This window comes from Pseudomonas fluorescens Q2-87, from assembly GCF_000281895.1.
Taxonomy (GTDB): domain Bacteria; phylum Pseudomonadota; class Gammaproteobacteria; order Pseudomonadales; family Pseudomonadaceae; genus Aquipseudomonas; species Aquipseudomonas fluorescens_S.
In genome coordinates this window covers 5,546,081-5,571,170 of the sequence record NZ_CM001558.1, presented here as the reverse complement: position 1 = coordinate 5,571,170, position 25,090 = coordinate 5,546,081, and the positions used below count along the sequence as shown (strand labels likewise).

25 protein-coding genes are annotated in these 25,090 nt (G+C 62.7%); 14 read left to right on the top strand and 11 right to left on the bottom strand.

Annotated elements, in window-relative coordinates; translation table 11 throughout:
- Positions 1-9: 9 nt before the first annotated feature.
- Together PFLQ2_RS03235 and PFLQ2_RS03240 are read left to right on the top strand one after the other, a co-directional pair.
- Positions 10-1,320, top strand: coding sequence for a type VI secretion system Vgr family protein (locus PFLQ2_RS03235; RefSeq protein WP_003186200.1), 1,311 nt, complete (start codon positions 10-12; stop codon positions 1,318-1,320).
- Positions 1,317-2,108, top strand: coding sequence for a DUF4123 domain-containing protein (locus tag PFLQ2_RS03240; RefSeq protein ID WP_003186198.1), 792 nt, complete (start codon positions 1,317-1,319; stop codon positions 2,106-2,108). The genes PFLQ2_RS03235 and PFLQ2_RS03240 overlap by 4 nt, the downstream gene beginning before the upstream one ends.
- A 9-nt stretch (positions 2,109-2,117) precedes the next feature.
- Here the strand turns inward: PFLQ2_RS03240 and PFLQ2_RS03245 are convergent, their stop codons facing one another.
- Together PFLQ2_RS03245 and PFLQ2_RS03250 are read right to left on the bottom strand one after the other, a co-directional pair.
- Complete coding sequence (locus PFLQ2_RS03245; RefSeq protein ID WP_003186196.1) at positions 2,118-3,467, bottom strand: MATE family efflux transporter; 1,350 nt, start codon at positions 3,465-3,467, stop codon at positions 2,118-2,120.
- 259 nt (positions 3,468-3,726) lie between these two features.
- Positions 3,727-4,020 carry a hypothetical protein gene (locus PFLQ2_RS03250; protein ID WP_003186194.1) on the bottom strand — a complete coding sequence of 98 codons (294 nt, stop codon included), beginning with the start codon at positions 4,018-4,020 and terminating at the stop codon, positions 3,727-3,729.
- A gap of 164 nt (positions 4,021-4,184) precedes the next feature.
- On the opposite strand from PFLQ2_RS03250, the gene PFLQ2_RS03255 reads away from it, so the two are divergent.
- From PFLQ2_RS03255 to PFLQ2_RS03270, 4 genes are read left to right on the top strand one after another with little or no spacing between them, the layout of a single operon-like run.
- The gene (locus PFLQ2_RS03255; protein ID WP_003186192.1) at positions 4,185-4,490 is read left to right on the top strand and encodes a MazG-like family protein; all 306 of its coding nucleotides are present in this window, start codon (positions 4,185-4,187) and stop codon (positions 4,488-4,490) included.
- Positions 4,487-5,236 (top strand): methyltransferase, encoded by a 750-nt coding sequence (locus PFLQ2_RS03260; RefSeq protein WP_003186190.1) that lies wholly within the window; start codon positions 4,487-4,489, stop codon positions 5,234-5,236. The genes PFLQ2_RS03255 and PFLQ2_RS03260 overlap by 4 nt, the downstream gene beginning before the upstream one ends.
- 12 nt (positions 5,237-5,248) lie before the next feature.
- Complete coding sequence (locus tag PFLQ2_RS03265) at positions 5,249-5,857, top strand: DUF4136 domain-containing protein (RefSeq protein WP_003186188.1); 609 nt, start codon at positions 5,249-5,251, stop codon at positions 5,855-5,857.
- A 20-nt stretch (positions 5,858-5,877) separates the two neighbouring features.
- A complete protein-coding gene (locus PFLQ2_RS03270; RefSeq protein WP_003186186.1) occupies positions 5,878-6,435 on the top strand; it encodes a DUF4136 domain-containing protein in 558 nt (185 codons plus the stop codon).
- Positions 6,436-6,693: 258 nt separating this feature from the next.
- Here the strand turns inward: PFLQ2_RS03270 and PFLQ2_RS03275 are convergent, their stop codons facing one another.
- Both PFLQ2_RS03275 and PFLQ2_RS03280 read right to left on the bottom strand, forming a co-directional pair.
- Positions 6,694-7,548, bottom strand: coding sequence for a MaoC family dehydratase (locus PFLQ2_RS03275; protein ID WP_003186182.1), 855 nt, complete (start codon positions 7,546-7,548; stop codon positions 6,694-6,696).
- A 2-nt stretch (positions 7,549-7,550) separates the two neighbouring features.
- Complete coding sequence (locus PFLQ2_RS03280) at positions 7,551-8,903, bottom strand: 3-oxoacyl-ACP reductase (protein WP_003186180.1); 1,353 nt, start codon at positions 8,901-8,903, stop codon at positions 7,551-7,553.
- 143 nt (positions 8,904-9,046) lie between these two features.
- Between PFLQ2_RS03280 and PFLQ2_RS03285 the strand changes: the two genes are divergently transcribed.
- Positions 9,047-10,324 (top strand): acetyl-CoA C-acetyltransferase, encoded by a 1,278-nt coding sequence (locus tag PFLQ2_RS03285; RefSeq protein ID WP_003186179.1) that lies wholly within the window; start codon positions 9,047-9,049, stop codon positions 10,322-10,324.
- Here PFLQ2_RS03285 and PFLQ2_RS03290 read toward each other — a convergent pair.
- The gene (locus PFLQ2_RS03290) at positions 10,311-11,339 is read right to left on the bottom strand and encodes a bile acid:sodium symporter family protein (protein WP_003186177.1); all 1,029 of its coding nucleotides are present in this window, start codon (positions 11,337-11,339) and stop codon (positions 10,311-10,313) included. The two genes, PFLQ2_RS03285 and PFLQ2_RS03290, sit on opposite strands and share 14 nt — an antisense overlap.
- A gap of 79 nt (positions 11,340-11,418) precedes the next feature.
- Here PFLQ2_RS03290 and PFLQ2_RS03295 point away from each other — a divergent pair, with 79 nt between their 5' ends.
- Both PFLQ2_RS03295 and PFLQ2_RS03300 read left to right on the top strand, forming a co-directional pair.
- The gene (locus PFLQ2_RS03295; RefSeq protein ID WP_003186175.1) at positions 11,419-12,210 is read left to right on the top strand and encodes an AraC family transcriptional regulator; all 792 of its coding nucleotides are present in this window, start codon (positions 11,419-11,421) and stop codon (positions 12,208-12,210) included.
- Between the two features lie 222 nt (positions 12,211-12,432).
- Positions 12,433-13,326: a PA4780 family RIO1-like protein kinase gene (locus tag PFLQ2_RS03300; RefSeq protein ID WP_003186173.1), complete on the top strand. Its 894-nt coding sequence runs from the start codon at positions 12,433-12,435 to the stop codon at positions 13,324-13,326.
- 748 nt (positions 13,327-14,074) lie between these two features.
- On the opposite strand, the gene cueR is transcribed toward PFLQ2_RS03300, so the two are convergent.
- The 3 genes from cueR to PFLQ2_RS03315 all read right to left on the bottom strand — a co-directional run bounded on the left by cueR (position 14,075) and on the right by PFLQ2_RS03315 (position 17,453).
- Positions 14,075-14,488, bottom strand: a complete 414-nt coding sequence (cueR, locus tag PFLQ2_RS03305) for a Cu(I)-responsive transcriptional regulator (RefSeq protein ID WP_003186171.1) — start codon at positions 14,486-14,488, stop codon at positions 14,075-14,077.
- A complete protein-coding gene (locus PFLQ2_RS03310) occupies positions 14,485-16,878 on the bottom strand; it encodes a heavy metal translocating P-type ATPase (RefSeq protein WP_003186167.1) in 2,394 nt (797 codons plus the stop codon). The genes cueR and PFLQ2_RS03310 overlap by 4 nt, the downstream gene beginning before the upstream one ends.
- Before the next feature lie 191 nt (positions 16,879-17,069).
- A complete protein-coding gene (locus PFLQ2_RS03315) occupies positions 17,070-17,453 on the bottom strand; it encodes a hypothetical protein (protein ID WP_003186164.1) in 384 nt (127 codons plus the stop codon).
- A gap of 148 nt (positions 17,454-17,601) precedes the next feature.
- Between PFLQ2_RS03315 and PFLQ2_RS03320 the strand changes: the two genes are divergently transcribed.
- On the top strand, positions 17,602-17,799 hold the full coding sequence (locus PFLQ2_RS03320; RefSeq protein ID WP_003186162.1) for a heavy-metal-associated domain-containing protein: 198 nt from the start codon (positions 17,602-17,604) through the stop codon (positions 17,797-17,799).
- Positions 17,800-17,894: 95 nt separating this feature from the next.
- A complete protein-coding gene (locus PFLQ2_RS03325) occupies positions 17,895-19,097 on the top strand; it encodes a multidrug effflux MFS transporter (RefSeq protein ID WP_003186160.1) in 1,203 nt (400 codons plus the stop codon).
- A 1-nt stretch (position 19,098) separates the two neighbouring features.
- On the opposite strand, the gene PFLQ2_RS30515 is transcribed toward PFLQ2_RS03325, so the two are convergent.
- Positions 19,099-19,269, bottom strand: a complete 171-nt coding sequence (locus tag PFLQ2_RS30515; protein WP_003186158.1) for a hypothetical protein — start codon at positions 19,267-19,269, stop codon at positions 19,099-19,101.
- 260 nt (positions 19,270-19,529) lie between these two features.
- Positions 19,530-20,543 (bottom strand): zinc-binding alcohol dehydrogenase family protein, encoded by a 1,014-nt coding sequence (locus PFLQ2_RS03330; protein WP_003186156.1) that lies wholly within the window; start codon positions 20,541-20,543, stop codon positions 19,530-19,532.
- A gap of 114 nt (positions 20,544-20,657) precedes the next feature.
- On the opposite strand from PFLQ2_RS03330, the gene PFLQ2_RS03335 reads away from it, so the two are divergent.
- The 3 genes from PFLQ2_RS03335 (at position 20,658) to PFLQ2_RS03345 (ending at position 23,948) form a co-directional block, all read left to right on the top strand.
- Positions 20,658-21,587 carry a LysR family transcriptional regulator gene (locus PFLQ2_RS03335; RefSeq protein ID WP_003186154.1) on the top strand — a complete coding sequence of 310 codons (930 nt, stop codon included), beginning with the start codon at positions 20,658-20,660 and terminating at the stop codon, positions 21,585-21,587.
- 141 nt (positions 21,588-21,728) lie between these two features.
- Positions 21,729-22,463, top strand: coding sequence for an ArsR/SmtB family transcription factor (locus tag PFLQ2_RS03340; protein ID WP_003186151.1), 735 nt, complete (start codon positions 21,729-21,731; stop codon positions 22,461-22,463).
- Positions 22,464-22,571: 108 nt separating this feature from the next.
- A complete protein-coding gene (locus PFLQ2_RS03345; RefSeq protein WP_003186149.1) occupies positions 22,572-23,948 on the top strand; it encodes an MFS transporter in 1,377 nt (458 codons plus the stop codon).
- A gap of 150 nt (positions 23,949-24,098) precedes the next feature.
- On the opposite strand, the gene PFLQ2_RS03350 is transcribed toward PFLQ2_RS03345, so the two are convergent.
- Positions 24,099-25,052: an adenosine deaminase gene (locus tag PFLQ2_RS03350; protein WP_003186147.1), complete on the bottom strand. Its 954-nt coding sequence runs from the start codon at positions 25,050-25,052 to the stop codon at positions 24,099-24,101.
- Positions 25,053-25,090: the final 38 nt, after the last annotated feature.

Below are 25,090 nucleotides of genomic sequence, written 5' to 3'. Positions count from 1 at the left end.
GAAACGCCGATGTCCAATCCAGCCAGCGAGCCATTATTCCGTCTGGAGATAGCCGGTCTGCCCGATCCCTTCGCCGTCCTGGCGTTCAGTGGTAGCGAAGCCATCAGCGAACCCTTCTTCTATGAAGTGGAGCTATTGCTCCACGACGTCACCCTGGACTTGGCGGCTCTGCTGTACCGCAGCGTCTGGTTGAGTTTCGGCGCCTCGGGCATGGGCGTTCACGGACAGCTTCACGAACTTGTCCAGCCTCATCATGGCGCTGCCTGCCGGGTGCGTATCGGGCCGAAGCTGGCCTGCCTGGCGCAGCGTTTCAACCAGCGGGTGTTCAGCGGCTGCTCGGTGCCGCAGATCATCCGCCAGGTACTCAAGGCACATGGCATCAGCGGGCGCAGCGTGTGCCTGGACTTGAGCGGTGACTATCCGGCGCGGGACTTGTGTACCCAGTACCGGGAATCGGACCTGCAATTTCTCCAGCGCGTGTGTGCCCGTGCCGGCATTCACTTTCATTTCGAACACACCCGGCGCGAGCATTGCCTGGTGTTCGCTGACAGTACGGACAATTTTCCTCCAGCCGAAGCGGCGGCTTACGGGCAAGACAGGTCGGTTCCCGGTGTACGCACCTTCAGCGTGCGTGCCGAGGCGGGCGAGCGTGTCGCCCACGGTGGCAGCGATTTGATGAGCCTGCATTGCGGCCAGGTGCTGGCGCTGACGGCCCATCCTTTCGAAGGCTGCAACCAGCGCTGGCTGCTGACCAAGGTCGAGCATCGCGGACAGGCGGGCGTGTATGGCAACCACTTCGAGGCCATCGCATGGGGCATTCCATTCATGGCTGCTGACGTACCTGCCAAGCCGCGCATGGTGAGCCGGCAGCGCGGCTGGGTGGTGGCGGTGGGCGAACCTGAGAGGCAGGAAGCGGGGCGCGTGGCGGTGCAGTTCGACTGGGCCTATCAGGGCGAGGGGGCCAGCCCCAGTCACTGCTGGCTGCCACTGGCCCCCGAACTCGCTGCTGGCGGGGCCGGCGACATCCGTGACGGTACCGAGGTGCTGGTGAGTTATATCGAGGGTGATCCGGATCGGCCGTTGATCAGTGCATTCCTTGACGCCCCCGCCCTGGATACGGAGGAGCCGCTCGCGAGCGTGGCTCTGCACGACACGCCCGAGTCATGCGCAGCCGACCCGGTTCTGTTGGCTGCGATCCGGAGCGCCGAGCCGCTGGTGCTGTTATGCCTGTTACCCGGTGGCGGACGTTTCAGCCCTTGTTCTCAAACCGTTTGTACGTGCCGCATGCTGACCCGTCGTGGCTCGGGCGCGGCTCTGTGAGTGCTGTCGGCCTGCCTGGATCGGCGCCCCAATGGTTGCTGCTCGACGTGCCGGGTGCGCCGGGGGCCGCGCGGCTTGTCCGGGAGCAATTCCCTGAGGCACGGTCCTTTGCCTTGTTCGAGGGCACCGAATTGCATGGGCTGAGCGAACACGGTCCGTTGTTGGTGGATTTGCGCCAAGCACCAGCGCTGACCAGCCTCTGCCATCTGGATGCACGTTCGTGGCCGGGGCTTTTGTTGATCAGCCCGTCGCCCGTTGAGCACGTGCTGGCCCATCTGCGTCGCATGCTGACGGTGACGCTCGGCCTGCATCACAAGGCCTTGTTGAATTTCTACAACCCACACACCGCCAGTTATTTCTTCGACGGTTGCGACCCGCTGGAACTCAGTTGCTGGCTGGGCCCGATCAGCCTGTTGCGGTGGTTCGGCGGCACCTGGGCCGACCGGGCGATTGGCAGCCAAGGCTGGCAGCAGCTGTCCAATCCCGGGCTGTCGGTGGCGCCGCTGGAAAAAGAGCAGGGTCTCAGCGATCGGCAACAGAGTCAGCTGCAGCAGTGTGTGCTGGAGCATCACGCCTGGCGATGGTCCCGCGCCACCGGGAATGACTACCGTCAACTCTGGAAGGCCTTGCAGCAGGGGCTGGCGCTGGGGTTTACCGAGCGGGCCGTGCTTGACGACTGGCTGTGGTTGCGTCTGCAATATCCCGATGCTCGGCCGGTGCCGGGGCGAGTGGGCGGTTCGCAACGCGAGCATCTCGATCAGTTGCGACGGCTGTGGCAGGACGACTAAGGTTGATCGTTACGGCGCGGGGCGGCCGAGCCAGCGGTCACGCCGCTGCAAGTGCCAGGCGAAGGCGCCCAAGGTCAGGCTGCGCAACGCCATGAACAAGAGGAAGGTGATCCACAGCCCATGGTTGCCCAGGTCGCGCAGCGCCCAGGCGACTGGCAACACCAGTATCAGCGTCAGCAGCATGCCGTTGCGCATTTCCCGGGCGCGGGTGGCGCCGATGAACAGCCCGTCGAGCAGATAGCTCCAGACCGCGATCAGCGGCAGCGCGGCGAGATAAGGCAGGTAGCGGTAGGCCGTGTCGCGTACCTCGGGTATGTCGGTCTGCATATCGACGAACAGGTGGCCCGCGAGCAGGAACAGCAGCGCGAAGCCAACGCTTGCAACCAGTGACCAGCCGCAGGCCACCACCAACGACCGGCGCAGGGCCAGGCGGTCGTGGGCGCCAATGGCGTGGCCGCATAGCGCCTCGACGGCATGGGCCAATCCATCCAGGGCGTGGGCCGTCAGCAGCAGGCCGTTGAGCAACAAGGCGTTGGCGGCCACGGTCGCGTCCCCCAGGCGGGCGCCTTGCACGGTGATCAGGAAAAACACGGCTTGCAGCGCCAGGCTGCGAATGAAAATGTCCCGGTTCACCGCCAGCAGCGGACGCCAGCTCTGCCACAGCCCCAGGGCGGCCCAGGCGATATGCCCCGGCCAGGCGCGCAATGTCTGGCGAGCGAGGGCCAGGCCGACGAGGGCACCGGTCCACTCGGCAATCACCGAGGCCCGGGCCGAACCGGTCACGCCCCAGTCCAGGCCAAGCACGAACCATAGGTTCAGGGCGATGTTCACCAGATTGGTTACCAGCAGGATCGCCAAGGGTGCCCTGGCGTTCTGGGCACCGAGAAACCAGCCCACCAGCGCATAACTGGCCAACGCCGCCGGCAGACCGAATAACCGGGTGTGAAAGAAATCCTGGGTCAGTTGGTTGAGCTCGGTGGACGGCTGCATGAAGTGCAAGGCCACGCCACTCAACGGCACGCCGACGGCACCGAGCACCACGGCCAGCCCCATCGCCAGCAGCAGGCCTTGCAACAACACTTGCCGCAACGCCGCTCCATCCCCGCGCCCGGCGGCCTGGGCGGCGAACCCGGTGGAGCCCATGCGCAAGAAACCCATGGCCCACGCCAACACCGTATACAAGCTCGCCCCGACCGCCACGGCGCCCAACTGATGGGCATGGGGCAAATGGCCGATGACCGTGCTGTCCACCAACGCCACCAGCGGTACGGAAATGTTCGAAAGTATCATCGGCGCAGCCAGCGCCCAGACCCGGCGATGGGTCAGGCGGTCGCGCCAGTCGGTGATCAGGTGGGACATGCAGGCTCCTTGATGGAGCGAGATTGTAGCGGGTTCCGGGACTGGTCGTGTCTGTGCCGAGGGGGGCCGCAGTTCTCCAAACCGACCTCGGACTCATTGTGGCGAGGGAGCTTGCTCCCGCTCGGCTGCAAAGCAGCCGTAAAACCGGCCGGTGCGGTCTGTCTGGAAAATTGCATCAACCCATTTTGGGCGGCTTCGCCACCCAGCGGGAGCAAGCTCCCTCGCCACGGGAGCTGTGTTCGGTGTGGTTCTTGGAGTATCAGTGAATAATCCAACTCAACAACCACAACCCCAGCACCAGCCAGATGATGCCCATGACGATCGACGCGCGCATGAAGGCGCGGATCGCCGAGTACAGCAGCATCAGCCCAAGGATCAGCGCGATGATGCTGATGATCGAGGTGTCCATGCCCAAGGTGCGTGACAGTCCGTCGACGAAGTTGCCACCGGCATTGGCCAGCATGTTGAACAGGCCGCTGAGCAGGTCGACGATGAAACGGATCACCGAACCGAGCGCTTGGCCGAGCCATTCGAAAAAGCTTTCTACCTGCATATGTGCTTCCTGGTGTGAGGGGAATCTGCGTTGAGCCGTTGGCCCTGATTGTAGGAGCTGCGACGGCCGCGATCGTTCGATTATGGGGCAAACCGGCGCTTCGTACCGAGACTCTTGCCTTCCCCCGTCATCCCCCCGAAGCTATGCGCATTCAGGAGAGCCCGATGAACCTTGTTGAACTGACCGAACGCCTGCATGCCATTCGCGACCGTAACGACTGGCGGCAATTTCACAGCCCGAAAAACCTGGCCATGGCCGCCAGCGTGGAAATGGCTGAGCTGGTGGAAATTTTCCAATGGCTGACCGAAGACCAGTCGCGCCAGCTGCCGGCGGACAAACTCGCCCATGCCGGGCAAGAGGTCGGTGACATCGTGTTGTACCTGCTGCTGTTGTGCAGCGAGTTGGGCCTGGACATGGACGCCGTGGTGCGCAGCAAACTGGCCGACAGCGAACGGCGGTTTGGCCAATGAGCGATCGTCATTTCGACCAATTGGCCACACGCTTCGCCGAGAAAATCTATGGCGGGGCGAAGGGGGCGATCCGCCTGGCGGTGCTCCAGGCCGATCTGCTGGAAACCTTGCCGGACCGCCCGTTACGCGTGCTGGACATCGGTGCGGGCTTGGGCCACATGTCGTTGTGGCTGGCCGAACGCGGCCATCAGGTGACCCTGGCCGAGCCGGCCGAGCCCATGCTCGAAGGCGCCCGCCAGCGGTTTGCCGAGGCCGGCCAGAGCGCCACGTTCATCCAGGCGCCGTGGCAGGATTTGCTTGGCCAGCTCACCGAGCCTTACGACCTGGTGCTGTGCCATGCGGTGCTGGAGTGGTTGGCCGAGTCCCACGCGATCCTGCCGGTGTTGCATCAGCTCACCGCCGCGGGTGGCTGGTTATCCTTGGCGTTCTACAACCGCGACGCGCTGGTCTATCGCAACCTGCTCAAGGGCCATTTCCGTAAGTTGCGCAAAAACGACATGGCCGGTGAAAAACAAAGCCTGACGCCGCAGCAACCCCTTGATCCGCGAGAATTGGCAGCGCAACTTGAAGGTCTATGGCAGGTCGAAATCCAGAGTGGCGTGCGGGTTTTTCATGACTACATGCCCGTGGAGTTCCAGGCACGCGTGGAGCTTGCGCAGTTGCTGGAAATGGAGCTGGCCCACCGTCGCCATCCTGCCTTTGCCGGATTGGGACGTTATTTGCATTGGGTCTGCCGTCCCGTCTGATCGGAGAGTGAAATGAAAGGTCGTTCAGGGTTGTTGGTGCTGTGCCTGGGATTGGTGGCCTGCCAAGGCAGCAACCCGTATGTCGCCACGTCCAATCCATTGCCGCCGGCGCCGCCCGAAGCTGCCACGGTGTTCGACCGCAGCGCTTACCCCGCGCCGCCCCGTGACTATGGGCGCTATCGCAGTTGGGCCTGGCTCAACGGACGATTGCCGTCAGGCACCGCTTGGGCGGACTCGGCCCAGGTGGCCGAAGCGGTAACCAATGCCCTGGACCAGCGTGGCTTGCGCCCGCTGCAGGACAACCGGCCGGCCGACCTGTTCGTCAGCGCCGACCTGCGCCTGGAAACCCGCGTGCGTCAGGTTCGCGATGATTATGACCCTGGCTACTACGGCGGCTATAACCGTTACGGCCCCGGCTATGGGGCGTATCACTCGGTGCCGATGGTGCGCACGTACCAGGAGCAGGTCGTGGTGGTGCGGGTGGACCTGTTCGATGCCCGCAATGGCCAGCCAGTGTGGAGCGCCAGCGCCGAGACGGGCCAGCGCGGCAGCCAGGGCGCGCGCACCGACGCCATTCGTGAGGCGGTGGAGAAAGCCATGTCGGCTTATCCACCGAGTTGATTACGCAACGGAGAAAAACCATGTTTCGCCGCCTTGCTCTATTGGCCTTCGCTCTGCTGCTCAGCGCCTGCGCCTCCAACCAGGTTAACCATGACTTTGACCCTGGCCGTGATTTCGCGGCGTATCGCAGTTGGAGCTGGAAAGAGCCGGCGCTGCAATATCGGCCCGATGCCCCACGGATCAAGAGCGACCTGACCGAACAGCGGATTCGCCAGGCCATTGTCGATCAACTCGACCAACGCGGCCTGCGCCAGGCTCCGGCCGGCGGGCGAGGCGATGTGCAGGTCCAGGCTTATTTGATCGTCGAAGATCGCCAGCAACAGGTCACCACCAATTACGGTGGCGGTTGGGGCAGCCCCTGGAATGGTTATTGGGGCGGGCCGATGTACAACGAAACCCGCAACATCAGCTACAAGGTCGCCACGGTGCAGATCGACCTGCTCGATGGCAAGGACGGAAAACTGGTGTGGCGTGGCAGCGATGAGCGAATGCTCAGCAACTCACCCACTCCAACTGACCGCAGCTTGGCGCTACGTGAGACGGTAGGGCGGATCTTGTCCAACTACCCACCGCGCTGACAGGCAACTGAATAAACTGTGCGAGCTTGCTCGCGAAGACGGCGGCACATCCAACATCAATGCAAGCTGAGCCACCGCTTTCGCGAGCAAGCTCGCTCCCACAGGGATTGGTGGTGGACACTGAATCTGTGAACACCCGAGAACAAATGTGGGAGCGAGCTTGCTCGCGAAGACGGCGGCACATTCACCATCAAGGCAAGCTGACCCACCGCTATCGCGAGCAAGCTCGCTCCCACAGGGGATGATTTCTGTCGTCACTCAAGCCGTCGGCCGCCAGCTCCCCACCATGTGCTCCAATTCCCCCGCCCCGATCAAACGCAAATCCCCGCTGGATCCCGCTGCGCTTGCCAGCAGGGTTACTTCGCTGGGCAGGCGTACCGGCTTCTTGAAGGCCACTACTATTTCGATGTTGGCCTCCGGCAGGTGGTTGTCCAAGGCTGCCAGGGTCCTGGCCTTGTTCCACAGGCCATGGGCGATGGCGGTGGGGAAGCCGAACAGCTTGGCGCTGATGCCGCTGAGGTGAATCGGGTTGTAGTCGCCCGATACCTTGGCGTACTGCCGGCCAATGTCGGCTGGCGCCGTCCAGTGCGCCACTTCCACCAATGGCAGGCTGGTTTCCGGCCGGTCCTCCACCAACGCGCCGTCAATCTGGACGCCCTTGCACAGCATCTGGCTCTGCGCTTCCCACAGGGGCCCCAGTTGATCATCGATGCGGGTCACCAGATCGAACACCGCGCCCTTCGGATGGGCTTGCAGGTTCTGCACGTTGACGCTGGCCCGCACCTGGCCGACCCCGCCCATGGGCCGCAATACGCGGATGCGATTACTCAGGTGGATCAGCCCCAGCAGCGGAAACGGAAAGTCCCGCGCGGTGAGCAACTGCATTTGCAGGGCGAACGCCAGGACGTGGGGATAAGTCGGCGGCAGCAGCCCGTTATCGGTGAAACCGCAGACCTTGCGATAGGCTGCCAGGCGCTGAGGGTCGACCTGAAGCACTTGACGCAGCCCTTGTTCCGGCAAGGTCTTGCCGGTGACCTTGCGCCGGGTCGCCGCTTTTGAATAGAGCCCCGACATCGAGGGCGCGGCGCTGATCTCATGCCATTGGATTGTCATGGTCATGCTCCCAGCAGGCTTTGCCCACACACCCGTAGTGCCTGCCCGGTCACCGCGCCCGTGCCCGGTTGTGCGAGCCACGCCACGGCTTCGGCGACATCCTGAGGCAGGCCGCCCTGGCCCAGGGAACTCATGCGCCGCCCGGCTTCGCGCAGGGCGAAGGGGATTTCGGCGGTCATGCGGGTTTCAATAAACCCCGGCGCCACGGCGTTGATGCTGATCCCGCGCGCTTGCAGCAATGGTGCCCAGGCCTGGGCGAGGCCAATCAACCCGGCCTTGCTCGCGGCGTAGTTGGTCTGTCCGCGGTTGCCGGCGATGCCGCTGATGGAGGCCAGCAAAATCACCCGGCCATTGTCCCGCAGGGTGCCGTGGTCGAGCAGGGCCTTGGTCAGCACTTGTGGCGCGTTGAGGTTGACCGCCAACACCGCGTCCCAGAACTCCGGGGTCATGTTGGCAAGGGTCTTGTCCCGGGTGATGCCGGCGTTGTGCACCACGATGTCGATGCCGTCGGGCAGGTGCTCGATCAACTGTGTGGCGGCGTCTTCGGCGCAGATGTCCAGCGTCACGCTGCGCCCGCTCAAGCGTGCAGCCAGGGCATCGAGATCAGTCTTGGCCTGCGGCACGTCCAGCAGGATCACATCGGCGCCATCGCGGGCCAGGGTTTCGGCGATGGAGGCGCCGATCCCGCGGGCAGCGCCAGTGACCAGGGCCTTGAGCCCCGTCAGCGGTCGGGTCCAGTCCTGGACCTGGGTATCGCAGGCATTGAGGCGAATCACCTGCCCAGAAACGAAGGCGCTCTTGGGCGACAGGAAAAAACGCAGCGCGCCTTCCAACTGGCTCTCGGCGCCGTTGCCGACATACAACAACTGCAGCGTCCCGCCATGGCGCAACTCTTTGGCCAGGGAGCGGCTGAAACCTTCCAATGCCCGCTGGGCGCTGGCGGCGAACGGTTCGGTCAGGCTTTCCGGGGCGCGACCGAGGATGACGACATGGGCGCTGCGGTCGAGATTTTTCATCAATGGCTGGAAAAACTCGCGCAAGTGCTTGAGCTGATCAACCTGCGTCAGGTGGCTGGCGTCGTACACCACAGCCTTGATTTTCGGGCCATGGCCGGGAATCCACTCGGTGGCCAGGGTCGGTTCGCCGCCGTAGCCGAAAATGCTGTCGGTCAGGCGCTTGGCGAACGTGCCGACCTGTTCGGTCAGTGGCCCGCCGCCCAGCAGCAGCGCGCCCTCGATCGGCCGCAACCGCCCGGCCTGCCAGCGTTCCAGGCGAGCCGGCGATGGCAGGCCGAGGGCCCCGACCAGACGCAGGCCAACGGGCGAATTGGCGAAGTCGATATAACGGTCAGACATGGAACACACTCCGGCTGTGAGGTTCCAAGTGTGGACCATGATTGGCAATCAGTCGTTCGATCGGCGAGATAAAGCCTAAGCTTGTGCGGCAGAGGCGTTTTTCCAGCCCATTCGGCATTCCAGCGCACACACGGGGATTCTCCATGACACAGCTACGCCGCGTCGCGATTATCGGTGGTAACCGCATTCCCTTTGCCCGTTCCAACGGGCCCTATGCCACCGCGAGCAACAAGGCGATGCTGACGGCCGCCCTCGAGGGGCTGATCGAGCGCTACAACCTGCATGGCCTGCACATTGGTGAAGTCGCCGCCGGTGCGGTGCTCAAGCTGTCCCGGGATCTGAACCTGAGCCGCGAATGCGTGCTCGGTTCGCGGCTCTCACCCACGACGCCGGCCTATGACGTGCAACAGGCCTGTGGCACCGGGCTGGAGACGGTGCTGCTGGTCGCCAACAAGATCGCCCTGGGCCAGATCGACAGTGGCATCGCTGGCGGCGTGGACACCACCTCGGATGCGCCGATTGCCGTCAATGAAGGGCTGCGCAGGATCCTGCTGCAAGCCAATCGCGCCAAGACCACCGCCGATAAGATCAAGACCTTCCTGCAGTTGCGGCCTCAGCACTTGATGCCCGACCTGCCGCGCATCAACGAGCCCCGCACCGGGCTGAACATGGGCCAGCACTGTGAACTGATGGCCCAGACCTGGCAGATCCCTCGGGAAGAACAGGATCTGTTGGCCCTGGAAAGCCATCAGAAAATGGCGGCGGCCTACGCCGAAGGGTGGCAGAACGATTTGATGACGCCGTTTCTCGGCCTGACCCGGGACAATAACCTGCGCCCGGACCTGACCCTGGAAAAACTCGCGTCCCTCAAACCGGCCTTCGAAAGAAGCGCCAAAGGCACAATGACGGCGGGTAACTCCACGCCCCTGACCGACGGCGCCTCGCTGGTGTTGCTGGGCAGCGAAGAATGGGCCAAGGCCCGCGGCCTGCCGATCCTGGCGTACTTGCGCGACGGTGAAACCGCGGCGGTGGATTTCGTCAATGGTGCCGAAGGGCTGTTGATGGCCCCGGTCTACGCCGTGCCCCGGCTGCTGGCGCGCAACGGCCTGACCTTGCAGGACTTCGATTACTACGAAATCCATGAAGCGTTTGCCGCCCAAGTGTTGTGTACATTGAAGGCTTGGGAAGACCCGGACTACTGCAAGACCCGCCTGGGCCTCGATGCGGCGCTGGGCGCCATAGACCGCAGCCGCTTGAACGTGAAGGGCAGCTCCCTGGCCGCCGGCCATCCATTTGCCGCCACAGGCGGGCGCATTGTCGCCAACCTGGCCAAGTTGCTGGACGCTGCGGGACGAGGCCGCGGCCTGATCTCCATCTGCGCAGCCGCCGGCCAGGGTGTGACGGCGATTATCGAGCGTTGAGGATCGAGTCACTCCGTTGTGCAGCCAGCGCCCGATGGTGGTTGGAATAGCGCTCGGCCAGGATCGAGCAGACGATCAACTGCAACGGGTGATAGATCATGATCGGCAGCAGAATCAGGCCGAGGCCGGGGTGGTCGCCAAAAATCAATGCGGCCATCGGTACCCCGGCAGCGAGGGATTTCTTGCTGGCACAGAACACTGCGGCGACCTCGTCGGCGCTGCTGAATTTCAAGGCCCGAGCGGTGCGGGTGGTTGTCCACAGGATAATCGCCAACAGCACTGAGCTGCCTATCACTGCACTGAGCAGCACACCGTTGCCTTGCTGCCGCCAGATGCCGGAAACCATGGAATTGCAGAACGCAGCGTAGACCAGCAGCAGAATCACCAGCTTGTCGATGACGCTGGTGTAGCGTTTGTATCGACCGAAGAAACCAGCCACCCAGCGCCGCAAGAATTGCCCGAGCACGAGCGGCAGCAGCAACATCAGGCACAGGTCGAGCAACGTCGAGCCCAGGTCGATGCCACCGGCGCCGCTGCCGACCACCAGGCTGACCAGCAGCGGCGTAAGAAAGATCCCCAGTACGCTGGACAGGCTCGCATTGAGAATGGCCGCCGGCACGTTGCCGCCGGCGCTGCCGGTCAGGGCCACCGAGGAGGAAATGGTCGAGGGCAGGGCGCACAGATAAAAGAACCCCAGCATCAATAACGACGGTACATGACTGCCCAGTAACCCGTTGCAGAGCAGCCAGATCAACGGAAACACCCCAAAGGTGAAGCCTTGCACCATCACGTGCAGCCGGGTGTTCTTCAAGCCGTGGCGGATCTGCTCGCCGGACAGGTTGACCCCGTGCAGGAAGAACACCACGAAGATGCCGATATTCACGACCCACTCGGCATGCATGGCGCCACCGGTGGCACCGAAGGATGGAAACAGGTAGGCCAGCAGCGTGGCGAGCAGCATGCCGCACAGGAACCAGTCGGTCACCATGCGTTTGAGGTGTCTGAAAATAGCCATGGGGCACCGCAAGTTGTAAGAAAAGTCGACTTAGCCTAACGTCGTCCCAAACAGTCGTCTTGCGACATAAGGCCAATCAATGCCGACTAACGGACACCAACAGCTCGAACGACGCATTCCCGACCTGACGCACCTGCCCCGGCCGCTCTATGCCCGTGTCGAAAGCTTGAACGCCGGCTCGTGGACGCAAGCCCATCGGCATGACTGGGTGCAGTTTTCCTACGCCATCAGTGGCGTTCTTGGCGTGCATACCGCTGAGGGCAGTTTCTTCGCCCCGCCACAACGGGGTATCTGGATCCCGGCGAATCTGGAGCATCACGTGGTGACCTCAACCCGCGCGGAAATGCGCAGCCTTTATGTGCATCGCCAGGCCTGTCCCCGGGCGGATGCGCGTTGCCGGGTGTTGGAGGTTACGCCGCTGGCCCGCGAGTTGATCAAGGTGTTCTGCCAGCTTCCGGCCGAGTACCCGCAGGGCGATACCCCACAAGAGCGATTGGTTCAGGTGCTGCTGGACCAGTTGGCGACGCTGCCAGAGGTAGGATTTTCCCTGCCCTTGCCCCGCCATGCTCGACTCCTGGCGCTGTGCAACGAGCTGATCGAACAGCCTGAGCAAAACGTCACTCTGCAAGCCTGGGCCGAACGCCTGGGCACCTCGGAAAAAACCCTGATGCGCTTGTTCCAGCGCGAAACCGGCCTGAGCTTTCGCGCCTGGCGCCAGCGCATGCGGTTGTTGTCGTCCCTGGGCTCGTTGGAGAAGGGCGACAGTGTGACCAGCGCGGCGCTGTCTTGTGGGTATGATTCAACGTCCGCTTTTATCGCGGCCTTCAAGGGAATGTTTGGGTATACGCCAGGGGAGCTGTTTAAATCTTGAGCGTGGGCTGTCGGTATATCTGTCAGCTCTTGTCGCAAATACCTGCGCATCGAGTTGCCAATGCCATGCCCTGTCTCGGCTATGATTCGGCTCGGTCGATACTCCGGCACATTGTGTGCATCGCAAGTTCATAGGTCGGCAACCCCTCCCCGTGAAGGAAGGATTGACGTATAACGACTGTCATTCGCGTGTTTGGTAATAAAGGACCCACAATAAAAGCTGATGAAGACTCCAAAACGCATTGAACCCCTGATCGAGGACGGTCTGGTCGACGAGGTGCTGCGCCCACTCATGAGTGGTAAAGAAGCAGCTGTTTATGTGGTGCGCTGCGGCAATGAGCTACGTTGCGCCAAGGTCTACAAGGAGGCGAACAAGCGAAGTTTTCGTCAGGCGGCCGAGTATCAGGAAGGCCGTAAGGTCCGTAACAGCCGCCAGGCCCGAGCCATGGCCAAGGGCTCGAAGTTCGGACGCAAGGAAACCGAGGACGCCTGGCAGAACGCCGAAGTGGCGGCATTGTTCCGCTTGGCCAGTGCCGGTGTGCGCGTGCCCAAGCCGTACGACTTCCTTGAAGGCGTGCTGCTGATGGAGCTGGTGGCCGACGAGTACGGTGATGCGGCGCCGCGTCTGAACGATGTGGTGTTGGAACCGGATCAGGCCCGTGAATATCACGCGTTCCTGATTTCCCAGATCGTGCTGATGCTGTGTACCGGTCTGGTGCATGGTGACCTGTCGGAGTTCAACGTACTGCTGACGCCGACGGGGCCGGTGATCATCGATCTGCCGCAAGCGGTGGACGCTGCCGGTAACAACCATGCCTTCAGCATGCTGGAGCGGGACGTGGGCAACATGGCGTCCTACTTCGGCCGGTTTGCCCCGGAGCTCAAGCGCACCAAGTATGCGAAGGAGATGTGGGCGCTTTATGAAGCCGGCACCTTGCATCCTGCCAGTGTGTTGACCGGGGAGTTCGACGAGCCGGAAGAGCTGGCGGATGTCGGTGGGATCATGCGTGAGATCGAGGCTGCTCGCTTGGATGAGGAGCGACGTCAGGCTTTACGGGCTGCTGACGATGCTCCACCTGGTAAAGCTGAAGAGCCGCCTCCGCCTTGGATGCAGTGATTGGTGTGGTTGGTGTGTATATCCGTTTTTTTTGTGACGGCGGCTGGCGGTTCCGCTCTTACAGCGGGTCACTTTTGGAAGAGCGCCAAAAGTAACCAAAAACGCTTTGCCCCACCACTTGGTGCCTCGCCTAGGCTCGGCATGCCCTCTCTCCGGCATTGCTCCGTGGGCCCGCCGCGAAGGGCCATCCATGGCCCAGCACGGCTACCTCGGCATCCATGCCGAGGTGCCCACTACGCAATGCCTGCGTTCGGCCAGCGTGGTTAATGGGGCGTCCAGATCAAGATCTAAAGCAAAGCAAGAGCGGGGGTATGTCCAGCATCTATGTGGCTGAACCACTGCTATCGCGAGCAAGCCCGCTCCCACAGGAGGAACGCGATCCCACCTGAATCAGGCCGGCTATCAGGCCGCCTCGCGGTGGACGTTGATTTCGGCGCCCCGTTAACCACGCTGGCCGAACGCAGGCATTGTGGAGTGGGCATCCCGGCATGGATGCCGGGATAGCTGCGCTGGGCCATGGATGGCCCTTCGCAGCGGGCCCACGGAGCAATGCCGGAGTGAGGGCACACCGAGCCTAGGCGAGGTGCCAAGTGGTGGGGCAAGAGCGCTTTGGTTACTTTCGCCTGGGCCGGCATTCCGGCTTTTCGAAAGTGACCCGCCGTAAGGGCGGAACCACCAGCCGCCGTTACCGAAGAAACGGATATACACACGAACTACGGCCCCCCAAAAAACTCAGCAAGGGTGCCTATCAGCCGGCTACAGCCTCCTGACAACACCCCGAAGCCAACTCCTTGAGAATCGGACAATCCGGACGATGATCCCCATGGCAGTGCTCCACCAGATCTTGAAGAGTGTCCCGCAATTCACCCAGTTCACGGATTTTCTGATTCAGCTCATCGATGTGTTGCCGAGCCAGAGCCTTGACGTCAGCGCTAGCCCGTTGGCGATCCTGCCAGAGGGTCAGCAGCTTTCCGACTTCCTCCAATGAAAACCCAAGGTCCCGGGAGCGCTTGATAAAGGCCAGCGTATGCAGGTCGTCGGCACCGTAGATCCGGTAGCCGCTGTCGGTGCGATGGGCTGCCTTGAGCAGGCCGATGGATTCGTAATAGCGAATCATCTTCGCGCTCAGGCCGCTCTGGCGGGCCGCTTGGCCGATGTTCATCGCTTGTCCTCCAACCGCTTGGGTGTCCAGAATTTCAACAGTAACGCATTGCTCACCACGCTGACGCTCGACAGCGCCATGGCCGCGCCGGCCAGTACCGGGTTGAGGAAGCCGAACGCGGCCAGCGGGATGCCGATCAGGTTATAGACGAACGCCCAGAACAGATTCTGGCGAATCTTGGCGTAAGTCTTGCGGCTGATGTCCAGGGCCGCCGGCACCAGCCGTGGATCGCCACGCATGAGGGTGATCCCGGCAGCGTGCATCGCCACGTCGGTGCCGCCGCCCATGGCGATGCCGATGTCGGCGGCGGCCAGGGCCGGGGCGTCGTTGATGCCGTCGCCGACCATCGCCACCATGGAATGCGTTTTCAACTGCTGAACGATGGCGGACTTATCCGCGGGCAGCACTTCGGCATGGACCTGGGTGATTCCCAGCGCCTCGGCCACCACCTTGGCGCTGCCCCGGTTGTCGCCCGTGAGCAAGTGACTGGCGATGTGGCGCTCATTCAAGGCCTGTACGGCGGCGAGGGCGCCGGGCTTGAGGGTGTCACCGAAGGCGAACAGGCCCAATACCCGAGGCGTCGCGTCTTGATCGATCAGCCAGGACAGGGTCCGGCCTTCGGTTTCCCACGCCTGTGCCGACTCGGCCAGTGCGCCGGGGCTCAGGCCGAGTTCGTCCAACAGACGTCGATTACCCAGGGCCAGGCGGCGACCGGCGAGGCTGCCGGCAATGCCGCGTCCGGCCAGGGATTGGCTGTCGCTGACATCCGGAACGTCCAGGCCGCGCTCGGCGCAGGCGTCCAACACCGCTTTGGCGAGAGGATGTTCACTGCCGCGTTGCAGCGCGCCGGCCATTTTCAGCAGCGTGTCTTCGTCACCCACGAGGGCTGTCATGTGGGCGATGCGCGGCGTGCCGGAGGTCAGGGTGCCGGTTTTGTCGAACACCACCGTATCGACTTCATGGGCGCGCTCCAGGGCCTCGGCATCCTTGATCAAAATCCCGTGGCGCGCGGCCACGCCGGTGCCGGCCATGATCGCCGTGGGCGTCGCCAAACCCAGGGCGCATGGGCAGGCAATCACCAGCACGGCGACGGCGTTGATCAGTGCGGTTTCCAGCGGCGCACCGTACAGCCACCAGCCGAGCAGCGTTGCCAGGGCCAGCACCAGTACCACCGGCACGAAGACCTGGCTGACTTTATCCACCAGCTTCTGTATCGGTGCCTTGGCTGCCTGGGCGTCTTCCACCAGGCGAATGATGCGCGCCAGGACGGTTTCAGCGCCCAGCGCCTGGGTGCGCACCAACAGCCGGCCTTCACCGTTGATGGCGCCGCCGGTGACCTTGTCACCGGGCTGTTTGGGCACTGGCAGGCTTTCGCCGCTGATCAGCGCTTCGTCGGCGTGGCTCTGGCCTTCGAGCACTTCACCATCCACCGGGAAACGTTCGCCGGGCTTGACCAGCACCAGGTCGTTCAAGCGCAAGGCACTGATGGCGACATCCCGTTCCTGGCCGTCGATTACCTGAATCGCCCGCTCAGGCCGCAAGGCTTCCAGGGCACGAATGGCACTGGCGGTCTGTCGCTTGGCGCGGCTTTCGAGGTATTTACCCAGCAATACCAGGGCAATCACCACGGCCGAAGCTTCGAAATACAGGTGCGGCATGCTGCCGGGACGCGCGATGGCCCATTCATAGAGGCTCAAGCCGTAACCTGCGCTGGTGCCCAGGGCCACCAACAAGTCCATGTTCCCGGCCCCGGCGCGCACGGCTTTGAAGGCCGCCACATAAAAGCGCGCACCGAAAATGAACTGCACCGGTGTCGCCAGGGCGAACTGCACCCAGGCCGGCAGCATCCAGTGCACACCAAACGGCTGCAACAGCATGGGCAACACCAGCGGCACGGACAGCAAGATTGCCAGTACCAGCGCCAGGCGTTCGCGACTCAGGCGACGGGGCTGCGCATCAGAGGGTTGCTCGGCCTGCCAGACATGGGCGTCATAACCGGCATGCCTGACCGCCTCGATCAACGTTTGCGTATCGACCTGACCGAGCCATTCAACATGCGCCCGCTCGTTGGCCAGGTTCACGCTGACACGGTTGACGCCGCCGATTTTGCCCAAGGCGCGCTCGATCCGACCGACACAGGAGGCACAGGTCATCCCATCTATCTTGAGTTCCAGGGTTTGCACGGGAACGCTATATCCCGCTTGTTCGACGGCCTGCATCAAGGCCGGCAGGCTGCCCTCGGGTGCCTCGATCCGTGCCTGTTCGGTCGCCAGGTTCACGCTGACGGCGCGGGCGCCGGCGACCTTGCTCAAGGCCCGTTCAACCCGCCCGGCGCAACTGGCGCAGGTCATGCCGGCTATCGGTAGGTCGAAGGTGGTGGGTTCGGACATCGCTAGGCTCCCTGTAGTGAGTGACCACAGGATCAACCTTGCCATGCTGGCAAGGTCAAGCGCCAATCCAAAAGGTTTCCTAAACCATGTGGGAGCGGGCTTGCTCGCGAAAGGGGTGTGTCAGTCGATTAAAGCGTCAATTGACCCACCGCCTTCGAGAGCAAGCCCGCTCCCACCATGATGTGATTCGGTCAGTAACCGAGCGCAGCCTGCTTGAGGTACATCCCTTGCTGACCCATGGCGATGCGGAATTTAAGGATATCGCCGGCCCTGAGGGTGATTTCCTGCGAGCTGGGCGCCAGCATGCCCGGGTTGCATCCCGGTGCCTGGCCTGGCAGCAGCTTCAAACGCAGGGAGACCGTGCCGGGCGGCAAGTTGAAGGAGGTGCTCTGCTCCTGGAAAAGCCGGGCGGAGAGTTGATCCTGGATGTAGATGCCGATTTCGCAATTGGTCGACACTTCCAGGCGCTCGCGGGAAATGATCAACACGCCAAAGTCTTCGCCAGCGGCCGACGCCTGGGGGGCTACTGCAAAAAAACCGAGCATGCAAAACAGGCTGAACGCTGACCAGCGCATGGCTGAACCTCCGGTGTGAAATCCTTGATAGGTGCAGCTTGGCTGAGCGCGGGGCCGATTGCCAGCCCGGCAGTTTTTGCCAGAACTTGACCTTGCCATGATGGCAAGCTTGAAACTCTCGGCAACCTCAATCCCTAGGAGTCATCTCATGCAGATATTCAACGTTCAAGGCATGTCCTGCGGTCACTGTGTCAGGGCCATCACCCAGGCAGTACAAGCCAAGGATCCGGCAGCGGACGTGCAGGTCGACCTGGGTAGCCGGACCGTTCGGGTCCAGAGCTCACTGCCGGCCGATGCGGTGGCCGAAGTCATCAAGGAGGAAGGCTACGAGGTCAGTCTGGCCTGAAGATTTTTAATCGTTAGCGACCTATCGGAATGTTCAAGAGCGCCCGGCAGAGCTAGACTGTCGGGCTGCCGACTGACGCCTGACCTGGACGCCCGATGAACTTTCGTACCATTCTGATTCTCGGCGCCTTGAGCGCCTTCGGTCCCTTGGCGATCGATTTTTACTTGCCCGCTTTTCCGGCGATGGCCACGGCCTTCGGGACCGATGAAAAACACATCCAACTGACCCTGGCCGCGTATTTTCTCGGCCTTTCCATCGGGCAATTGGCCTATGGGCCGGTGGCGGATCGCTTTGGGCGGCGCATTCCGTTGCTCACCGGCGTCGGCTTGTTCACCGTGGCGTCCCTGGCCTGCGCCTACGCGCCGAGCCTGGAATGGTTGATCGGTGCCCGTTTCGTACAGGCCCTGGGTGGATGCGCGGGGATGGTCATCTCCCGGGCGATCGTCAGCGACAAATGCGACGCAGTGGGCTCGGCCAAGGTGTTTTCGCAATTGATGCTGGTGATGGGCCTGGCGCCGATCCTCGCGCCGATGCTGGGTGGGTTGCTGGTGAATTTGCACGGCTGGCAGTCGATCTTCATTGCCCTGACCCTGTTCAGCGCGCTGGCGGCGACGGCCGTGGCCGTGTGGCTACCGGAGAGCTTGCCGGACCACGTGCCTCGGGCGCCATTGTCGGGCGCCTTGCGCCAATACGGCCGGTTATTGACTGACTCGGTGTTTCTCGGTCATGCATTGACAGGAGGTATCGCTATCGCCGGGATGTTTGCCTACATCGCCGGTTCGCCTTTCGTCTTCATCAAACTCTACGGCGTGCCGGCCGAGCACTTCGGTTGGTTGTTCGGAACCAACGCGGCGGGCTTCATCCTGGTTGCCCAAGTCAACGCCCGGTTACTGTCCAAACGCGGCCCTGCATTCCTGCTGACCCGCGCAGTATGGGTCTACCTCGCCGCCGGGTTGAGCCTGTTGGCCGTCAGTTCCCTGCACCCTGAGCATCTGTGGCCGTTGCTGGTTCCGCTGTTTATCTGTATCGCCAGCCTGGGGTGCATCATTCCCAACGCGTCTGCCTGTGCGATGAACGGGCAGGGCGCCCGCGCCGGCAGTGCGTCAGCGATGCTGGGGTGCCTGCAGTTTTCCGTGGCGGCGGGGGCCGCAGCGCTGGTGGCTGCGTTGCATGACGGCACGGCGGTGCCGATGGCGTTGGTCATCAGCCTCTGTGGGTTATGTGTGGTGGGCGCCGCGATGCTGACCCGTCGCCTGCAAAATGCCCGTGCGCTGGCCCAGGCCAGTCGCGAGGGCTGACTCAGCCGACGGCGCGCTGCTGCTGTTCAGGGAAGTGATGCGGCGCGTGAATCCGCGCTTGAAGCGTCGTGGCGAAGGCTTGGGCTTCGGCCTCGGTGCGAAAGGTCACGACGTGTTGGTCGAGGCGCACTTGCCATTGGGATTTTGCCACTTCTTTTATCAGGATCTTCATTGCTGACCTCCTCACGTAAAAGACTGCGTTGCAAAGGCCTCGAGTGTAGACCCGAATACGATCGCAATTGTGACAAGGGTCAATTCTCGGACTGACGGTGCAGCCCATCGTTGATGCACCAGCTGTTGTGGCGAGGGAGCTTGCTCCCGCTGGGCTGCGCAGCGGCCCTTGGTTTTTGCGGTTGCTGCGCAACCGAGCGGGAGCAAGCTCCCTCGCCACAGTGGGTTGACAGGCCAAGGGTTTTGGCTGCCACAAAATAGTCAGAAACCTTCGAGCACTATCTTGCCCTTGGACTTGCCGCTCTCCAGCAGCGCATGGGCCCGGCGCAGGTTTTCGGCATTGATCGTGCCGAAATGTTCGCCGACCGTGGTTTTCAGCGTGCCGGCGTCGATCAGTTGGGCCACGCGGTTGAGCAGGTTGTGCTGCTCGATCATGTCGGCCGTTTCGAACAGCGAGCGGGTATACATGAACTCCCAATGCAGCGACAGGCTCTTGCGCTTGAGTTTGGTCACGTCCAGCGTCTTGGGATCGTCGATCAGCGCCAGTTTGCCTTGGGGCGCCAGCGCTTCGACCAGTTGATCAAGATGCTGGTCGGTCTGGGTCAGGCTGGCGACGTGGGTCACCTGGGGCTGGCCTGCTTCTTTCAACACTTCGCTCAATGGCCGGCTGTGGTCGATCACCAGGTCGGCGCCCAGGCTGCGGACCCATTCCTGGGTCTGGGCACGGGAGGCAGTGCCAATCACTTTCAGTCCGGTGAGCTGGCTGGCCAGTTGCGTCAGGATCGACCCGACGCCGCCCGCAGCGCCGACGATCAGCAGGCTCTGGCCTTGATCAAGTGGGTCTTCCTTGATGTGCAGCCGCTCGAACAGCAACTCCCACGCCGTAATGGCCGTCAGCGGCAGCGCTGCCGCTTCGGCGAAACCGAGGGTCTTGGGCATATGGCCGACGATGCGTTCATCCACCACATGCAACTCGCTGTTGCCACCGGCCCGGGCAATTGAGCCGGCGTAGAATACCTTGTCCCCAGCCTTGAACAGCGTGACTTCGCTGCCCACGGCCTTGACTACGCCAGCCACGTCCCAGCCCAACACTTTAGCGGCGCCGCCTTCGGGCTGGACGTTCTGACGGACCTTGGTGTCCACGGGGTTGACCGAGATGGCCTTGACCTCCACCAGCAAGTCTCGCGGACCGGCCACGGGCTCTGGCAGCTCGATGTCCTGCAACGATTGCGGGTCGGTGATGGGCAACGAATGGTAGTAGGCAATGGCTTTCATGAGGCGTCTCCGAGAGGGTAAGTGCAATGAAGCCAATGTTTAGCTATTTATCGGCGAGATAAAACCGGCTAAAAGAACAGGCTCTTTCAATAACTTTTTGATAATGGAAGCGTCATGCTCCGATTCGATGACTTGCAACTGTTTGTCCGGGCGGCGGATCTGGGCAGTCTCTCGGCAGCCGCCAGGGTCATGGACCTGTCGCCGGCGGTGGCCAGTGCCGCGTTGAAAAGGATCGAGCAACACCTCGGCGCCCGTCTGCTGGCTCGCTCCACCCGTAGCCTGCGGCTGACGGTCGAGGGCGAAGGTTTTCTCGAATATGCCCGTGCCGCCTTGGGCAGTCTTGATGAGGGCCGTCGGTTATTGACCAGCGGCCAGGATCAGGTGAGCGGGGTGCTGCAGCTGTCCGCACCGTCGGACCTGGGGCGCAACGTACTGTTGCCCTGGCTGGATGAGTTCCAGCGCGAACATCCCGGGCTGACGGTGCGGCTGTTGCTGGGGGATCGCATCGCCGATCTGTTCAAGCAGCCGGTGGACATCGCGCTGCGATATGGCGAGCCGGAAGATTCCAGCCTGGTGGCCTTGCCTGTCGCGCCGGATAACTACCGGGTGTTGTGCGCATCGCCGGCTTACCTGGCGCTTCATGGTGATCCCCTCCAGTTGGAGCAATTGGCCCAGCACAACTGCCTGCTGTACATGCTTGGCTCTCGGGTTCACGACCGCTGGTGTTTTCATGACGGCAAGCGGGAGGTGAGCCTCACCGTCAGCGGCGACCGCTTCAGCGATGATGCCGATGTGGTGCGGCGCTGGGCGGTGGCCGGCGCGGGTATCGCCTACAAGTCGTGGCTGGATGTTGGCGCCGATGTGCTGGCCGGACGCTTGAAGGTCCTGTTGCCACACCTGCAATGCGAACGGGCACCGCTCAATCTGCTGTGTGCCCATCGCGCACAATTGAGTAAACCGATCAATCTTTTGCGGGACATGCTCCGGGCCCGTTGCGCCCAGTTGACCGCTCAATTTCCGTGTTCAACGGGGGGCGGTCATTAGTCGCTCACAAAAAGAGACTTTTCCCTCACGAACAATCGCCTCCAAAGGTTTCCGGAGGACAGGAAACCTCGATCGCCGCGCTTATACTAGCGACCGCCTGCGCCAGAGCAGTAGACGAATGATTCAACAGGGAGTGAATACATGGAACATGCACCTTGCATCAGCCAGATCGCCACGTTGCTGGCCGACCCCAAGCGCAGCGCAATGATGTGGGCCTTGATGGACGGCACGGCCCGCCAGGCCGAAGAGCTGGCCTTGCTCGCCGGGCTGTCGCCGTCCTCGGCCAGCGCCCATCTGGGGCGACTGTGCAGCGGTGGCCTGTTGAAAATCGAGCTCCGTGGCCGCAAACGGTTTTTTCGCCTGGCCGCGCCTGAAATCGGCGCGGCCGTCGAAGCATTGGCCAGCGCCACGCTGGTCAGCCAGCCGCGGCAGATCCCGGAAATCTTCAAGCGTGGCGTCATGCCGACCAAAGCCCCTTCAGCCCCTGCGTCGCTGATGCGCGCCAGGCTCTGCGACGACCACTTGGGCGGAACCCTGGCAGCCGACTTGTACCAGCGCCTGCTGGACGCAGGGTGGATCGAACAATATGACCAGCGGGTGATCGTCACCCACAAGGGGGCTAATCAATTGGCCGGGCATGGCCTGTTCATCCAGGCACTGGCCCATCGCAACGCCCGCATCGCATGCCCCTGCCCGGATTGGAGCGAACGTCGCCCGCACCTGGGCGGCGCGTTGGGAGCGGCGGTGCTGCAGCTGTTCATGCAGTCCGGCTGGCTGAGCCTGCCCAACGATTCGCGAGCCTTGCAGGTCACGGTACTCGGCCAGGAGGAAATTCATCGGTTCGCCCGGGAGGACACGTTGGAAATGGCGCTCTAGAGCGCTTCTCCGCGTCGCTCAGGGCTGTTGGCAGGTCGTATTCAGCAATGGTCAGCTGCAAGGTTCGCGCACACTCGGTCCGGGGAATCATCGGATTGGGGAGGCGACATGAACACTTACGGCTACAGCGCGGCGGAACGCCTTGAGCGGCTGCCCATCAGCGGTTATCACCGGGTTATCTTCATCATCATTGCCCTGGCGTTTTTCTTCGACTCCATGGACCTGGCGATGATGACGTTCCTGCTGGGGTCGATCAAAACCGAGTTCGGCCTGAGCACGGCCCAGGCCGGATTGCTCGCCAGCTCGAGCTTTTTCGGCATGGTGCTGGGGGCTTCGCTGTCGGGCATGCTGGCGGACCGCTTCGGGCGCAAGCCGGTGTTCCAGTGGAGCATCGTGTTGTGGGGCCTCGCCAGTTACCTGTGCTCCACCGCCCAAGACGTCGAGACGTTGACGCTGTTTCGTATCTTGCTGGGCATTGGCATGGGCATGGAATTTCCGATCGCCCAGTCGATGCTCTCGGAGCTGATCCCGGCCAAGCGCCGAGGCCGCTACATTGCGCTGATGGACGGCTTCTGGCCGTTGGGCTTCGTGGCGGCGGGGGTGTTGTCGTATCTCCTGCTGCCGGTGATCGGCTGGCGCGACATCTTCCTGGTGCTGGCGGTGCCGGCGGTGTTTGTCCTGGCGATTCGCTTCTTCATTCCCGAGTCGCCGCGCTGGTTGGAACAGGCCGGGCGAGGCGATGAGGCGGACGCAGTGCTCACGCGGATCGAAGACAAGGTCCGCGCCTCGCTCGGGTGTGGGGATCTGCCCGAGCCAATCCGCCTGCCAAGGTTGGCGAGCACACCGGGCGGTTTCTTTTCGGCGTTGGCGCAGATCTGGTCCCCGCTGTATCGCCAGCGCACGATGATGATCTGGTGCGTCTGGTTCTTTGCCTTGCTCGGGTTCTATGGCTTGACGTCCTGGCTCAGCGCGTTGTTGCAGCAGTCTGGATTCGCGGTGACCCAGTCGGTGTACTACACCGTGCTGATTTCCCTGGGCGGGATTCCCGGTTTCCTGATGGCGGCCTGGTTGGTAGAGCGCTGGGGGCGCAAGCCGGTGTGCGTCATTACGCTGTTGGGCGGCGGGCTGATGGCATTTCTTTACGGGCAGAGCGCGGTGTTTGGTGGCAACGTCGGCTTGCTGATCGGCAGCGGTTTGCTCATGCAGTTTTTCTTGTTTGGCATGTGGGCGGTGCTCTACACCTACACACCGGAGCTGTACCCCACCTCGGCTCGGGCCACTGGCTCGGGCTTTGCCTCGGCGATCGGGCGCGTCGGTTCTTTGCTCGGGCCACTGGTGACTGGGCTGGTGTTTCCCATCACCGGTCAGGGCGGCGTATTTGCCCTGGGCGCGCTGTGCTTCGCCGTGGCGGCGGGGGTGGTCTGGTTATTCGGGATGGAGACGCGGGGCAAGACGCTGGAGGAGTTGAGCGAAGCGACGAATTGATGAAGATCGCCCGTGGCGAGGGAGCTTGCTCCCGCTGGGCTGCGCAGCGGCCCCGGTTTTGCGGTTGCTGCGCAACCGAGCGGGAGCAAGCTCCCTCGCCACGGGTTGTTCATAACCCCTGTGGTTGGGGGCAGCTCATTGCCACAAGGCTTAAGGTTTCACCAACCGCGCATCCAGGCTGTTCTGCGCCAAACGCTTGGCCTGGTCCTGGGTCATGCCCAGGTGCGTGTACAGCGCGTGGAAGTTCTCGGTCACGTAGCCGCCGAAGTACGCCGGGTCATCGGAGTTCACCGTCACCTTCACCCCGCGTTCGAGCATGTCGAGGATGTTGTGTTGCGACATGTCATCGAACACGCACAGCTTGGTGTTGGACAACGGGCATACCGTCAGCGGGATCTGTTCGTCGATGATCCGCTGCATCAGCCGCTCGTCTTCGATGGCCCGCACGCCATGGTCGATGCGCTGGATCTTCAGCAGGTCCAGGGCTTCCCAGATGTACTCGGGTGGACCTTCTTCCCCGGCGTGGGCGACGGTCAGGAAGCCCTCGTTGCGCGCCCGGTCGAATACCCGCTGGAACTTGCTCGGCGGGTGGCCCATTTCCGAACTGTCCAGGCCCACGGCCACGAAGGCATCGCGGAACGGCAGCGCCTGGTCGAGGGTTTTCTCGGCTTGCTCTTCGCTCAGGTGACGCAGGAAACTCAGGATCAGGCCACTGCTGATGCCCAGTTGCTGCTCACCGTCCTTGAGGGCGGCGGCGATGCCGTTGAGCACCACTTCGAACGGAACGCCACGGTCGGTGTGGGTCTGCGGATCGAAGAATGGTTCGGTGTGGATCACGTTCTGCGCCTTGCAACGCAGCAGGTAGGCCCAGGTCAGGTCGTAGAAATCCTGGGAGGTGCGCAACACATCCGCGCCCTGGTAATACAGGTCGAGGAATTCCTGCAAATTATTGAAGGCATAGGCCTTGCGCAAGGTGTCGACGTCGCTCCACGGCAGGGCGATCTTGTTGCGCTCGGCCAGGGCGAACAGCAGTTCGGGCTCCAGCGAACCCTCCAGGTGCAAATGCAGTTCAGCCTTGGGCAGGGCGTTCAGCCAGTCGTACATGGTCTTTTCTCATCAGCGAATCGATGGCGGGCATTCTA

Coding starts and splice junctions, on each gene's coding strand:
- PFLQ2_RS03235 (WP_003186200.1), top strand. CDS start 10: ATGTCCAATCCAGCCAGCGAGCCATTATTCCGTCTGGAGATAGCCGGT.
- PFLQ2_RS03245 (WP_003186196.1), bottom strand. CDS start 3,467: ATGTCCCACCTGATCACCGACTGGCGCGACCGCCTGACCCATCGCCGG.
- PFLQ2_RS03250 (WP_003186194.1), bottom strand. CDS start 4,020: ATGCAGGTAGAAAGCTTTTTCGAATGGCTCGGCCAAGCGCTCGGTTCG.
- PFLQ2_RS03255 (WP_003186192.1), top strand. CDS start 4,185: ATGAACCTTGTTGAACTGACCGAACGCCTGCATGCCATTCGCGACCGT.
- PFLQ2_RS03260 (WP_003186190.1), top strand. CDS start 4,487: ATGAGCGATCGTCATTTCGACCAATTGGCCACACGCTTCGCCGAGAAA.
- PFLQ2_RS03265 (WP_003186188.1), top strand. CDS start 5,249: ATGAAAGGTCGTTCAGGGTTGTTGGTGCTGTGCCTGGGATTGGTGGCC.
- PFLQ2_RS03270 (WP_003186186.1), top strand. CDS start 5,878: ATGTTTCGCCGCCTTGCTCTATTGGCCTTCGCTCTGCTGCTCAGCGCC.
- PFLQ2_RS03275 (WP_003186182.1), bottom strand. CDS start 7,548: ATGACAATCCAATGGCATGAGATCAGCGCCGCGCCCTCGATGTCGGGG.
- PFLQ2_RS03280 (WP_003186180.1), bottom strand. CDS start 8,903: ATGTCTGACCGTTATATCGACTTCGCCAATTCGCCCGTTGGCCTGCGT.
- PFLQ2_RS03285 (WP_003186179.1), top strand. CDS start 9,047: ATGACACAGCTACGCCGCGTCGCGATTATCGGTGGTAACCGCATTCCC.
- PFLQ2_RS03290 (WP_003186177.1), bottom strand. CDS start 11,339: ATGGCTATTTTCAGACACCTCAAACGCATGGTGACCGACTGGTTCCTG.
- PFLQ2_RS03295 (WP_003186175.1), top strand. CDS start 11,419: ATGCCGACTAACGGACACCAACAGCTCGAACGACGCATTCCCGACCTG.
- PFLQ2_RS03300 (WP_003186173.1), top strand. CDS start 12,433: ATGAAGACTCCAAAACGCATTGAACCCCTGATCGAGGACGGTCTGGTC.
- cueR (WP_003186171.1), bottom strand. CDS start 14,488: ATGAACATCGGCCAAGCGGCCCGCCAGAGCGGCCTGAGCGCGAAGATG.
- PFLQ2_RS03310 (WP_003186167.1), bottom strand. CDS start 16,878: ATGTCCGAACCCACCACCTTCGACCTACCGATAGCCGGCATGACCTGC.
- PFLQ2_RS03315 (WP_003186164.1), bottom strand. CDS start 17,453: ATGCGCTGGTCAGCGTTCAGCCTGTTTTGCATGCTCGGTTTTTTTGCA.
- PFLQ2_RS03320 (WP_003186162.1), top strand. CDS start 17,602: ATGCAGATATTCAACGTTCAAGGCATGTCCTGCGGTCACTGTGTCAGG.
- PFLQ2_RS03325 (WP_003186160.1), top strand. CDS start 17,895: ATGAACTTTCGTACCATTCTGATTCTCGGCGCCTTGAGCGCCTTCGGT.
- PFLQ2_RS30515 (WP_003186158.1), bottom strand. CDS start 19,269: ATGAAGATCCTGATAAAAGAAGTGGCAAAATCCCAATGGCAAGTGCGC.
- PFLQ2_RS03330 (WP_003186156.1), bottom strand. CDS start 20,543: ATGAAAGCCATTGCCTACTACCATTCGTTGCCCATCACCGACCCGCAA.
- PFLQ2_RS03335 (WP_003186154.1), top strand. CDS start 20,658: ATGCTCCGATTCGATGACTTGCAACTGTTTGTCCGGGCGGCGGATCTG.
- PFLQ2_RS03340 (WP_003186151.1), top strand. CDS start 21,729: ATGGAACATGCACCTTGCATCAGCCAGATCGCCACGTTGCTGGCCGAC.
- PFLQ2_RS03345 (WP_003186149.1), top strand. CDS start 22,572: ATGAACACTTACGGCTACAGCGCGGCGGAACGCCTTGAGCGGCTGCCC.
- PFLQ2_RS03350 (WP_003186147.1), bottom strand. CDS start 25,052: ATGTACGACTGGCTGAACGCCCTGCCCAAGGCTGAACTGCATTTGCAC.